11 protein-coding genes are annotated in these 11,753 nt (G+C 72.1%); 3 read left to right on the top strand and 8 right to left on the bottom strand.

Going from position 1 to position 11,753, the window contains the following annotated elements; translation table 11 throughout:
* Positions 1–215: 215 nt before the first annotated feature.
* The 5 genes from ACFVQ0_RS30070 to ACFVQ0_RS30050 are packed head-to-tail and all read right to left on the bottom strand — an operon-like array spanning position 216 to position 5,084.
* A complete protein-coding gene (locus ACFVQ0_RS30070; protein WP_390092336.1) occupies positions 216–908 on the bottom strand; it encodes an HAD family hydrolase in 693 nt (230 codons plus the stop codon).
* Positions 905–2,071, bottom strand: a complete 1,167-nt coding sequence (locus tag ACFVQ0_RS30065; protein WP_390092335.1) for an ABC transporter ATP-binding protein — start codon at positions 2,069–2,071, stop codon at positions 905–907. Before ACFVQ0_RS30065 ends, ACFVQ0_RS30070 begins: the two co-directional genes overlap by 4 nt.
* Before the next feature lie 6 nt (positions 2,072–2,077).
* Positions 2,078–3,001, bottom strand: coding sequence for an ABC transporter permease (locus ACFVQ0_RS30060; RefSeq protein ID WP_390092334.1), 924 nt, complete (start codon positions 2,999–3,001; stop codon positions 2,078–2,080).
* Complete coding sequence (locus tag ACFVQ0_RS30055) at positions 2,989–3,906, bottom strand: ABC transporter permease (RefSeq protein ID WP_390092333.1); 918 nt, start codon at positions 3,904–3,906, stop codon at positions 2,989–2,991. Before ACFVQ0_RS30055 ends, ACFVQ0_RS30060 begins: the two co-directional genes overlap by 13 nt.
* The gene (locus tag ACFVQ0_RS30050) at positions 3,906–5,084 is read right to left on the bottom strand and encodes an ABC transporter substrate-binding protein (protein WP_390092332.1); all 1,179 of its coding nucleotides are present in this window, start codon (positions 5,082–5,084) and stop codon (positions 3,906–3,908) included. The genes ACFVQ0_RS30055 and ACFVQ0_RS30050 overlap by 1 nt, the downstream gene beginning before the upstream one ends.
* A 257-nt stretch (positions 5,085–5,341) precedes the next feature.
* Here ACFVQ0_RS30050 and ACFVQ0_RS30045 point away from each other — a divergent pair, with 257 nt between their 5' ends.
* On the top strand, positions 5,342–6,097 hold the full coding sequence (locus ACFVQ0_RS30045) for a GntR family transcriptional regulator (RefSeq protein ID WP_390092331.1): 756 nt from the start codon (positions 5,342–5,344) through the stop codon (positions 6,095–6,097).
* 35 nt (positions 6,098–6,132) lie between these two features.
* On the opposite strand, the gene dusB is transcribed toward ACFVQ0_RS30045, so the two are convergent.
* Positions 6,133–7,281, bottom strand: a complete 1,149-nt coding sequence (dusB, locus tag ACFVQ0_RS30040) for a tRNA dihydrouridine synthase DusB (protein ID WP_390092330.1) — start codon at positions 7,279–7,281, stop codon at positions 6,133–6,135.
* A gap of 83 nt (positions 7,282–7,364) precedes the next feature.
* Here dusB and ACFVQ0_RS30035 point away from each other — a divergent pair, with 83 nt between their 5' ends.
* Positions 7,365–8,912 carry an MFS transporter gene (locus ACFVQ0_RS30035; protein WP_390092329.1) on the top strand — a complete coding sequence of 516 codons (1,548 nt, stop codon included), beginning with the start codon at positions 7,365–7,367 and terminating at the stop codon, positions 8,910–8,912.
* Here the strand turns inward: ACFVQ0_RS30035 and ACFVQ0_RS30030 are convergent.
* Complete coding sequence (locus ACFVQ0_RS30030; protein WP_390092328.1) at positions 8,882–9,760, bottom strand: helix-turn-helix domain-containing protein; 879 nt, start codon at positions 9,758–9,760, stop codon at positions 8,882–8,884. The genes ACFVQ0_RS30035 and ACFVQ0_RS30030 overlap by 31 nt on opposite strands.
* 164 nt (positions 9,761–9,924) lie before the next feature.
* Here ACFVQ0_RS30030 and ACFVQ0_RS30025 point away from each other — a divergent pair, with 164 nt between their 5' ends.
* The gene (locus tag ACFVQ0_RS30025) at positions 9,925–11,346 is read left to right on the top strand and encodes an MFS transporter (protein ID WP_390092429.1); all 1,422 of its coding nucleotides are present in this window, start codon (positions 9,925–9,927) and stop codon (positions 11,344–11,346) included.
* A 99-nt stretch (positions 11,347–11,445) separates the two neighbouring features.
* On the opposite strand, the gene ACFVQ0_RS30020 is transcribed toward ACFVQ0_RS30025, so the two are convergent.
* Entirely contained in the window at positions 11,446–11,691 is a 246-nt protein-coding gene (locus ACFVQ0_RS30020) for a DUF6243 family protein (protein WP_390092327.1), read from the bottom strand.
* Between the last annotated feature and the right edge of the window lie 62 nt (positions 11,692–11,753).

Here is an 11,753-nt window from a genome sequence, read left to right as displayed (position 1 = left end):
AAGAAGCACTCCGACGATCAAGCCGGGGCTCTTCGTTCAGCTCTTGAAGGCGACATGGTCATTTCTTGAGGACTTGCACTCATCTGAGCGACCACCCGCGCACCTGAGTACACTTCCTGAAGGCCAATACATGGCACTGAGTGCCAGACCTTCCAGAAGTGCAGCCACCACCAATACGCTCGTTTGAGCGGATGCCTCATCAAAGGTGGCGTGAATCACGCTGGTTCCGGACCCCGAATTTCAGGATTCGGACGCCTCAGGCAGTCACTCAGCACCCCGAGGTCCACTTCGTCCAGGCTACGGGCGAACGTCCGCCGCCGCCCGGGGGCCACGGCCAGCAGCGAGGGGACCACCAGCACCGCGCACCCCGCCGCGTCGGCCGACGCGGTGCCGTCCGGAGAGTCCTCCACCGCCACACACGCAGAGGGCGCGGCCGCGAACCGCTCGGCCGCCGCCCGGTACGGGTCCGGGTGCGGCTTGGTCCGTACGGTGTCGTCGGCCGACAGCGTGAACGCGAAGTCCACCCCGGCCAGCGACCCGGCCACCACCGCGTCCACCACACTCCTGGGTGAGGCGCTGACCAGGGCGAACGGCACTCCCGCCGCCTCCAGCGAGGCCAGCAGCGCGGCAGCTCCGGGGCGCAGCGGCGCGCCCGCGTCGACCTTCCGGAAGAACGAGCCGGTCAGCTCGGCGGCGGTACGGTCCAACGCGGCGGCGCCCGCGCCGGTGACCCCGATCAGATGAGCAGCGGTGTCCGCGACGGCCCGGCCGACGACCTCGGGGGCGTCGGCGTCGGTCAGCCGGTGGCCGAGCCCGGCCGCGACCTCGCGGGCCGTCTCCCACCACAGCACCTCGGTGTCGACCAGGGTGCCGTCCATGTCGAAGAGGACGGCTGCGGGCGCCTTCACGCGTCCGCCCGGCTGTCGCCGTCCACCGCTCCGGGCGCGGCACTCGCGCCTCCGGGCACGACGAGCACCGGGCGCCGGACCGGGGTGACCCGTGCCCGCACCCCTGGGGTCAGCTCGGTGGCGTCCCGTGAGGGGAGGTCGGCCTTGACCGCGACGCCGTCCGGGAGGTCGAGCAGGACCCGGGTGACCGAGCCGAGGAAGGAGGCGGAGACGACCGTGGCCATGCCGTCCGGGTCGGCCGTGGCGCCGATGTTCTCGGGCCGGATGAGGACGTCGGCCACTCCCCTGCCCGCCGGGACCTCGCCGTCGACCGGGAGCGTGGTGCCCGCGACCTCCACGCCGCCGTCGCCGGTCAGCCGGCCGGGCAGCCGGTTCATGGTGCCGACGAACTCGGCGACGAACGCGGTGGCGGGCCGTTCGTACAGCTCGGCCGGGGGCGCGCACTGTTCCAGGCGGCCCGCGTTGAGGACGGCGACCCGGTCGGCCATGGAGAGGGCCTCCTCCTGGTCGTGGGTGACGAAGATGGTGGTGATGCCGAGCGACAGCTGGAGGCGGCGGATCTCCTCGCGCAGGGTGAGCCGGACCTTGGCATCGAGTGCCGAGAGCGGTTCGTCGAGCAGCAGGACCCGGGGGCGCAGGGCGAGCGCGCGGGCGAGCGCGACGCGCTGCTGCTGGCCGCCGGACATCTGGTGCGGGAAGCGGCCGGCGTGGTCGGGCAGGCCGACGAGTTCGAGGAGTTCGTGGGCGGTGGCGTGCCGTTCGGCGATGGCGACGCCCCGCATCCGGGGGCCGAAGGCCACGTTGTCGCGGGCGTTGAGGTGCGGGAAGAGGCTGTAGGACTGGAAGACCATGCCGGCGTCGCGCCGATTGGCGGGGACCGGGGTGATGTCCTGGCCGTCGACCAGGACCTCGCCGGAGTCCGGCTGCTCGAACCCGGCGAGGACCCGCAGCGCGGTGGTCTTGCCGCAGCCGGAGGGGCCGAGCAGGGCGAGCAGCTCGCCGGGTTCGGCGGTGAGGTCGAGTCCGTCGAGGGCCACGGTGGGGCCGAACGCCCGGCGCAGGGAGCGGAATTCCACCCGGGCTCCGGTGACGGCCCGCCCTTCCGGCGCGGCGGTCCTGGCCGGCTCGGGACGTCCGGCGGTGGCGGTGGGCAGGGCTGACATGGGTGGCTACTCCTTGCCGGGCAGGGGGACGGGGGCGGTGCCGACGGCGGCCGGGGCCGCGGCCGGGACGGAGGTGGAGGGCCCGGTTCCGGCGCGCGAGAGGACGAGCAGCAGGACCCAGGTGATGAGCAGGGAGAGCAGCGAGACGGCGACCGACATCCGGGCCTCGGCACCGGAGACGGTGACGATCCAGACCGCGAACGGCCGGAAGCCCAGCAGCGAGGCGATGGTGTACTCGCCGAGCACCAGCGCCAGGGTCAGGAAGGAGGCCCCGGCGAGCGAGGAGCGCAGGTTGGGCAGGATGACGCGCAGCAGCACCTGCGTCCGGCTCGCCCCGCAGCTGCGGGCCGCCTCCACCAGTGTGGGTACGTCCACGGCGCGCAGTCCGGCGTCCAGCGAGCGGTGCACGAACGGCAGCGCGAGCACGGTGTAGGCGAGCACCAGCACCACCGGGAACGACTCGTTCTGCACGGCGAGGAACGTCTGGTAGAGCGGGGTGCGCGAGAGGTGGTCCGGTCCCCAGCGCAGCACGGTGGTGATGCCGGTGACCAGGGCGATCGGCGGCACCACCAGCGGCAGCATGCAGACGACCTCGACGACGGCCCGCAGCCGGGGCGGCCCGAGCCGCACCGCGACGAGCGCGGGGACGACGAGCAGCAGGGCGAGGGCGATCGTGGCGGCGGCGAGGGAGAGCGAGAGGAACAGGCTGTCGGTGAAGCCGTCGGCCGACAGGATTCCCCGGTACGCCTCGAAGGTGAGGCCCTGGCCCGGCACATGGACCGTGAAGACGAAGGAGGAGAGCAGCGGGGTGACGAAGTACAGCCCGGCGAGGGCCAGTACGGCCCCGCGCCAGTAGCGGGGGCGGGTGCGGCGGGCCCTCACCGGCACCGGGGCGTCGGTCGCCGGGGCGGCGGTGGTCAGTGCAGCCATCGGGAGCTCCGTCGCTGGAGGGGCAGATAGACCGCCATCACCAGTGCGGCGATCACGATCATGTCGAGGCTCAGCGCCAGTGCCACGTTCTCCTGGCCGACCAGGACGTTCCCGGAGAGCGCGTCGGCGATCTTCAGGGTGACCAGCGGTACGGAGCCGCCGACCAGGGCGGCGGCGGTGGCGTGCGCGGCGAAGGCGCTGCCGAAGAGCAGGACGAACCCGCCGAGCAGCGAGGGTGCGAGCACCGGCAGTCCGACGTGGCGCCAGAACTGCCAGGTGGTGGCGCCGGTGTTGCGGGCGGCCTCGCGCCACTGCGGGCGCAGCCCGTCCAGCGCGGGCACGACGACGAGCACCATGAGCGGGATCAGGAAGTAGAGGTAGATGACGGTGAGTCCGGTGAAGGAGTAGAGGTTCCAGCCGAGTGTGTCCAGGTGCCCGAGCCGGGTGACCACACCGGAGATGCCGAGGGTGGCGACGAAGGCGAAGGCCAGCGGGATCCCGCCGAAGTTGGCGAGCACCCCGGAGGCCGTGAGGACGGCCCCGCGCAGCGTGCCGCGCCGGGAGGTCACGACGGCCTGGGCGATCAGCACGCCGAGGACGGTGGCGAGGGCGGCGGTCAGCGCGGACAGCTCGACGCTGCCGGTGAGCGAGGTGAGGTAGGGCCCCTGGAGCGAGCGCCGCAGGTTCTCCCCGGTGGCCTCGGTGGCGCCGGAGGCCGGGTCGGTGCGGGTGAGTGCCCCGTACAGCAGGGCGCCGGCGGGCAGGCCGAAGCAGAGCCCGGCGAAGACGAGCAGCGGGAGCGCGCCGAGCCAGGCGCGGGCCGGCCGGCGCCCGCGGGCGCGGCCGGTGGCCTTCGGGGCGGCCGCCCCGGGGGCCGGGGCGGCGGACGGGTGGGCGGAGGTCATCAGGAGACGGCCTTGTCCCAGTTCTCGGAGAGCGTGGCGTTGGCCTTGTCCAGCTCGTCGGAGGACGGGAAGGAGGGCGTGCCGGCGACCTCGGGGAGCTTGGTGACGAAGGTCTTGTCGGCGGTGCCGTCCTCGGTCATGGCGGGCAGCAGCACGGGGCGGGCGTACCCCTTGAGCCAGAGGTTCTGGCCCTCGGCGCTGTACAGGTACTCCATCCAGAGGCGGGCGGCCGCCGGGTGCGGGGCCTCCTTGTTGACGGCCTGGGAGTAGTACTGGGCGTACACGCCGTCGGAGGGTACGGAGACCTTCCAGTCGACGCCCTTGCCCTTGAACTGGTCGGCGTACCCGGCGTTCAGGTAGTCCCAGTCGATACTGATCGGCGTCTCGCCCTTCTCGACGGTCGCCGGGGTCGACTCGACGGGGATGAAGTTGCCGCTCTTCTTGAGCTTGCCGAAGAAGTCGATGCCGGGCTGGATGTCGCCGAACGATCCCTTGTTGGCCAGGGACGCCGCGTACACGCCGCCGAACGCGGATCCGGACTTGGTGGGGTTGCCGTTGAGGGCGACCTTCCCCTTGTACTCGGGCTTCAGCAGGTCGGCGAAGGTCTCGGGGCAGTTCTTGATCCGGGCGGCGTCGCAGCCGATCGAGACGTAGCCGCCGTAGTCGTTGAACCAGCGGCCGTCCGCGTCCTTCTGGCTGTCGGGGATCTTGTCCCAGCCGGCGACCTTGTACGGGGCGAAGAGGTTCTCGGCCGCGCCGCTGCGGGCGAAGGCGATGCCGAGGTCGAGGACGTCGGGGGCGCGCTTCTGCCCCTTGCGGGACTTGACGGCGGCTATCTCGTCGGCGCTGGCGCCGTCCGGGTTCTCGCTCTTGATCCTGACCTTGTACTTGGCCTGGAAGGCCTTGATCAGCTCTCCGTAGTTCGCCCAGTCCGGCGGCAGGGCGATCACGTTGAGCTCGCCCTCCTTCTCGGCGGCGGCGACCAGCTTGTCGAGCCCGCCGAAGTCCTTGACCGAGGTGGCCTCCGCGGGCTTCACGCCCTTTGCCCCGGTGTCCGTCTTCTCCTCGGGCGCGGCGCCACAGGCGGTGAGTACGGCCAGGGCCGCCGCGCCGAGGGCTACGCCGGCGACCGCACGGCTGTTGGCGCGGACAGGGGGGCGGGGACGGGATCTGCGCACGGTGAATCTCCTGGAAGCGAAGTGAGTGCCACTTGTTCATACAAGCTGGCATCAGTTCGCCCGGTCCAGATGTCCGGAGTCTTAACGTCCAGTGTCCGGTGCGGCAAGAAGCGCGGAAGAGGAAAGCCGACCGATCAAGGGTTGTGGCAGGTAACGACCACGCATCGACACGCGTCGCGACGGCGATAGAGTGAGCGGCAGGACCGTCACCTACGAGCGGACCTGTACACAGCCCATGATCCGGCCGAGGGGGACGCGTGAGCCATTCACGCTATCGGGAGATCGCGGAGTCGCTGCGGCACTCCATCCGCAGTGGCGCCTATCCGCTCGGTTCCCGGCTGCCGTCGGAGAGCGATCTCGCCACCCGCTGGTCGGTCTCGCGCGGCACGGTCCGCCAGGCGGTGGCGCTGCTCGCCTCAGAGGGGCTGATCGGCTCCCGGCAAGGGGCGCGGCGGGTCGTCCTGCGCAGCGAGCGCCGGCAGAGCTTCCAGCAGCTCAACAGCTTCGCGCAGTGGGCCCAGGCGATGGGGTGCGAGGTCTCCAGCCGCATCCTGAGCCGCGCGGTGCGGCCCGCGACCGCGGAGGAGGCCGAGCGGCTGGACGCGGAGCAGGGCAGCGAGGTGCTGTACGTGGTGCGGCTGCGGTGGCTCGACGGGGAGCCGGTGATGGTCGAGCGGACCGTGTACGCGCACTGGGTGGCACCGGCCGTCCTGGCGCTGCCGGAGGACTGTGTCTCGATCATGAACAGCATCGCGGAGCGTGCGGACATCGTCGCGCAGTACGGCGAGCATCTGATCGACGCGGTCGCGGCGGGCAGCGAGGACGCCCGGCTGCTGCGGGTGCGCCGGGCGAGCCCGCTGCTGCGGCAGCGGCACCTGACGTACACGGCGGCGGGCCGGGCCATCGAGTGGACGGACGACCGCTACCGGGCGGGGAGCATGGTCTTCAACGTGATGAACTCCGCGGCGGCGGCCCCGCTGGAGCGGCGGGCGGGGCCGGGCGTCGGCGGCTGAGGCTTCCCGTGCCGCCCGCCCGTCTCGGCCGCGCCTCAGCCGCCCGACGTGTCCAGTTCCGCGTCCTCGCCGACGCCCGCGCAGTCGTAGGGGTCCTTCAGCCAGCCGTCCGGGAGCACCACCCGGTTGTTGCCGGAGGTGCGGCCGCGCGGTCCGTCGGCACCGTCCGGCCACGGCTGGTCCAGCCGCAGCTCGTTCAGCTGCGAGCCCAGCTCCTCCAGCGAGGAGGTGATCGCGAGGTTCCTGCGCATCTCGGAGCCGACCGCGAAGCCCTTGAGGTACCAGGCCACGTGCTTGCGGAAGTCGATCACGCCCCGGGTCTCGTCACCGATCCACTCCCCGAGCAGCGTCGCGTGCCGCAGCATGACGTCCGCGACGGTGCGCAGGGAGGGCGTCTGCCTCGTCTCCGTACCCTCGAACGCGCTCACCAGGTCACCGAAGAGCCAGGGGCGGCCCAGGCAGCCGCGTCCCACGACCACGCCGTCGCAGCCGGTCTCGCGCATCATCCGCAGGGCGTCGTCCGCGCACCAGATGTCGCCGTTGCCGAGGACGGGGATCTCGGGGACGTGCTCCTTGAGGCGGGCGATGGCGTCCCAGTCGGCGGTGCCGCCGTAGTGCTGGGCGGCGGTCCTGCCGTGCAGGGCCATCGCCGTGACGCCCTCCTCCACGGCGATCCGGCCGGCGTCGAGGTAGGTGAGGTGGTCGTCGTCGATGCCCTTGCGCATCTTGATGGTGACCGGCAGCTCGCCCGCGTTGGAGACGGCCTGGTGCAGGATCGCGCGCAGGAGCGGCCGCTTGTACGGGAGCGCGGAGCCGCCGCCCTTGCGGGTGACCTTGGGGACCGGGCAGCCGAAGTTCAGGTCGATGTGGTCGGCGAGATTCTCGTCGACGATCATGCGGACGGCCTTGCCGACCGTGACCGGGTCCACTCCGTACAGCTGGATGGAGCGCGGGGTCTCGCTCGCGTCGAACCGGATGAGCTGCATGGTCTTCTCGTTGCGCTCGACCAGTGCCCGGGTCGTGATCATCTCGCTGACGAACAGCCCCTTGCCGCCGGAGAACTCCCGGCACAGCGTGCGGAAGGGCGCGTTGGTGATGCCCGCCATGGGGGCGAGGACCACCGGCGGCTGCACGGTGTGCGGGCCGATGCGGAGCAGCTGGGGCGCGGGGGCGAGCGTGGTCATTCCCCCATTGTCGCGTACGCCGGGAACTGCTCGGGGCGGCCGTCCTGTCAGCGAGGGTCGTTAGTTAGTCGTACTATCCATGCATGCCCGAGCTCAGCCACCGGAGACGGATGCTGGTGCTGGCGATCTGCTGCATGAGTCTGCTGATCGTCAGCCTGGACAGCACCGTCCTGAACGTCGCCCTCCCGTCCATGCGCCAGGACCTGCACGCGAGCGTCGCGGGGATGCAGTGGACGATCGACGCGTACACACTCGTCCTCGCCTCCCTGCTCATGCTCGCGGGCTCCACCGCCGACCGGATCGGCCGGCGCAAGGTCTTCATGGCCGGACTCGTCCTCTTCACCCTGGGTTCGGCGCTCTGCTCGGTCGCGCCCAGCCTGGAGACGCTGATCGTGTTCCGGATGGTGCAGGCCGTCGGCGGCTCCATGCTGAACCCGGTCGCGATGTCGATCATCACCAACACCTTCACCGAGCCGCGCGAACGCGCGCGGGCGATCGGCGTCTGGGGCGGTGTCGTCGGCATCTCGATGGCCGCCGGACCGGTGGTCGGCGGCGCCCTGGTCGATTCGGTCGGCTGGCGGTCGATCTTCTGGATCAACCTGCCGGTCGGTATCGCCGCACTGCTGCTGACCCTGAAGTACGTCCCCGAGTCGCGCGCCGCGAAGGCCCGCCGCCCCGACCCGGTGGGCCAGCTGCTGGTGATCGCGCTGCTGGGCTCGCTGACGTACGCGATCATCGAGGCGCCGCAGAAGGGGTGGACCTCCACCGAGATCCTGCTGTTCGCCTCGCTCGCGGCGGCCGCGCTGATCGGCCTGCTGGTGTACGAACCCCGGCGCGCCGATCCCCTGATCGATCTGCGGTTCTTCCACAGCGCCCCGTTCAGCGGAGCCACCGTCATCGCGGTCAGCGCCTTCGCCGCGCTCGGCGGCTTCCTCTTCGTCAACACGCTCTACCTCCAGGACGTACGGGGGCTGAGCGCGCTGGGCGCCGGTCTGTACATGCTCCCGATGGCGGCGGTCGTCTGTGTTCTGCCGCCGATCTCGGGACGCGTCGTCGCCACCCGGGGGCCACGCGTGCCGCTCCTGGTCGCGGGGGTCGCGATGGCGGCGAGCGGTCTGATGTTCGCCCTGTTCGACGCGGAGACCGACAACGCGCTGATGTTCACCGGCTATGTGCTGTTCGGGCTCGGCTTCGGCGCGGTGAACGCGCCCATCACCAACACCGCCGTCTCCGGTATGCCCCGCTCCCAGGCGGGCGTGGCCGCGGCGGTCGCCTCGACCAGCCGCCAGATCGGGCAGACGCTGGGCGTCGCCGTGATCGGCGCGGTGCTGGCGGCCGGTGTGTCAGGCGCGGGCTCCTCCGGGGGCATCGGCCCCGCCGGTGACTTCGTGGCGGCGAGCAAGCCCGCCTGGTGGATCATCACCGGCTGCGGACTGTGCGTCCTGCTGGTCGGGGCGCTGACCAGCGGACGCTGGGCGCGGGGCACCGCACGCCGGACGGCGGAACTGCTGGAGGGGGCGGCGACGGCGGGCCACGACGGTCCGGGCGGCGGGCGGCCCGGGGGCCGGGCCGGGGCCGCGTCGGGGGACGGGTCCGGAGGTCAGTCCTCGTCCGCGAGCACCAGGTCCTGAAGCCGCTGGAGCCGCTCCCGGGTCTCCTCGTCGCGCGGCACGTAGGTGACCAGGCGAGGACCGGCCGACGGGCCCAGCCACAGGTCCGAGGTCTCCACCCGCAACAGCCCCACGTGCGCGTTCCGGAAGATCTTGGACCGGCCACCGGAGCTGACGACCTCGTGCCTCGCCCACGTCTCCCGGAATTCCGGCGACGCCGCCTCCAGCCGCTTGAGCAGCGCCTTCCATGAGGGCTCCGCCAGGTGCTCGGCCATCGCGGCACGGAACTTCGCCGTCAGGAAGCGGGTCACCTCCGCGATGTCCATGACGGTGGAGCGCCACTGCTCGTTCGTATAGGCCAGCAGCATGATGTTGCGGTCCTCCGGCGCCACCGCGTCCAGCTCGCAGAGCAGCCGTCCGTAGGTCCGGTTGTGGGCGAGCACGTCGTAGCGGCTGTTCTGCACGCAGGCGGGGATCGGCTCCAGCTGCCGCAGGAGCGCGCGCAGCGACGGGGTGATGCTCGGGCACTCCGTGCCGGGAGCCGGATCGATGGCCCCGGCCAGGGAGAAGAGGTGGCTGCGCTCGCTGCGGTCGAGCAGCAGCGCGCGGGCCAGCGCGTCCAGGACCTGGGGCGAGACCTGGATGTCACGGGCCTGTTCGAGCCAGGTGTACCAGGTGACGCCGACCGCGGAGAGCTGGGCCACCTCCTCGCGGCGCAGCCCCGGCGTGCGCCTGCGGCGGCCCCGGACCAGGCCCACCTGCTCGGGGGTGATCCGCTCCCGGCGGCTGCGCAGGAAGTCCGCGAGCTCGTGCCGCCGGATCTCGGTATCGGGGACCTCCGGTGCTTCGGTGATCGCCATCGTCGTCATTCCTCCAGCCTGCGGGACGGCACGACGCCATACCAGGTGCTATTTGTACCAGGATAAAGACACTCTGGTACCAGGCTTCGGAAACAGCGATCGTCGATGCCGTGAGTGATTCCTCTGTACGGCCGGACGTCCGGCCGAAGACATCCGACACCACCGCCGCGCCCGTGGTGCGGCACGACCACCCCACGCCGGTCCTCGGCGCGCTGGGGCTGTTCACCGTGCTGCTGGGCGCCGCCCTCCCCCTGATCGACTTCTTCATCGTGAACGTCGCCCTGCCCACCATCGACCACGACCTGGACGCGGGCCCCGCCCTGCTGGAACTGGTCGTCGCGGGCTACGGACTCGCCTATGCCGTGCTGCTCGTGCTCGGTGGCCGGCTCGGTGACATGGCCGGCCGGCGCAGGCTCTTCCTGCTCGGCATCGCGGCCTTCGGGATCACCTCGCTGGCCTGCGGCCTCGCCCCGGACGCCTGGACGCTGGTCGGCGCCCGGGTGGCCCAGGGCGCCGCGGCGGCGCTGATGCTGCCGCAGGTGCTCGCCACCATCCAGGCGGCGACCTCCGGGCACCGCCGGGCCAGGGCGATGAGCCTCTACGGGGCGACGGCCGGGCTCTCGATGGTCGCGGGCCAGATCCTGGGCGGCGTGCTGGTCGCCGCCGCGCCGCTCTCGTCGGTGTTCGGCGAGAGCGCGGGCTGGCGGTCCGTGTTCCTGGTCAACGTGCCGGTGGCGGCGGTGGGGCTGGTGCTGGCGGCCCGCTCGGTGCCCGAGACGCGTGCGGAGCGGCCCGCGCCGGTCGACGTGCCGGGCACACTGCTGCTGGCCGCGTCACTGGTCACGCTGCTGGCCCCGCTGACCGAGGGGCGGGCGGCCGGCTGGCCGCTGTGGACCTGGGTCTCGCTGGCGTTGTTCCCGTTCGCCGCGGCCGCCTTCTACCGGGTGGAGCGGCGGGCCGACCGGAACGGCCGGATCCCGCTGGTCCCGCCGAGCCTGCTGCGACTGGACTCGCTGCGGCGCGGGCTGTCCCTGGTGCTGCCGTTCTCGGTCGGCTTCGGCGGCTTCATGTTCGTCATCGCGGTGGCCCTCCAGCAGGGCCTGAAGCTGGGCCCGGCCGCGTCCGGCCTCTCGATGGCCCCGATGGCGGCGGCCTTCTTCGCCGCCTCACTGGCGGGACCGGGGCTCGTCCGGCGGTACGGCAGCCGGGTCGTGACGGCCGGCGGGATCATCCAGGCGCTCGGCGTGGTGGTGCTGGTGATCACCGTGTGGCGCGACTGGTCCGGTCTCGGGATGCTCGGGCTGCTGCCCGGGATGGCGATCGCCGGTCTCGGCCAGGGGCTCCAGCTGCCCGTCCTGTTCCGCATCGTGCTCTCCGACGTACCGCCGGAACGGGCCGGCGTCGGCGGCGGGGTCATGACGACCACTCAGCAGGCGGCGCTGGCCCTGGGGGTGGCGACGCTGGGTTCGCTGTTCCTGTCGCTGGCCCCGGGCTCGGGGATGCGGGCGGCGCTGGCCGTGACACTGCTGGTGCAGCTGGGTGCGGTGGCGCTGACGACACTGCTGAGCCTGCGGCTGCCGCGCACTGTGTCATGAGGGCGGGGCGGCTCCCCCACAGCAGTGGGCCCGGAACACCTGAGGTGTTCCGGGCCCACGGTCGTACCAGTGGTGCGGGCGGCGCTGTGCGGGAGGGCGTCAGCCCTGCGCCGGGGCGTCCTGCCCGGGGGCGTCCTGCTCCGGAGCGTCCTGCCCGGCCGCCGCGTCGTCCGACGGCGCGGGGTGGCCGGCGCGCTCGCGCATCTTGCGCAGCAGCTCCTGCTTCTGCTCGACCGCCGCCTTCCGGTCGGTGTTGCGCTCGGGACCTGCGCCCTGCTGCTCGGCGCGGGACAACTTCTTCCGCTGTCCGCCGACGCCGAGGAGGTTATTACGACTCTTGGCCACGGGGTTCTCCCATTCGTGGTGAAAGTGAGGTCTGAAACGACCCTGGATCGATCCGGTGCGCG

The organism is Streptomyces sp. NPDC057900 (genome assembly GCF_042887885.1).
Classification (GTDB): Bacteria; Actinomycetota; Actinomycetes; order Streptomycetales; family Streptomycetaceae; genus Streptomyces.
The sequence above is the reverse complement of the archived record's forward strand: the minus strand, read 5'-3'. Positions and strand labels throughout refer to the sequence as shown.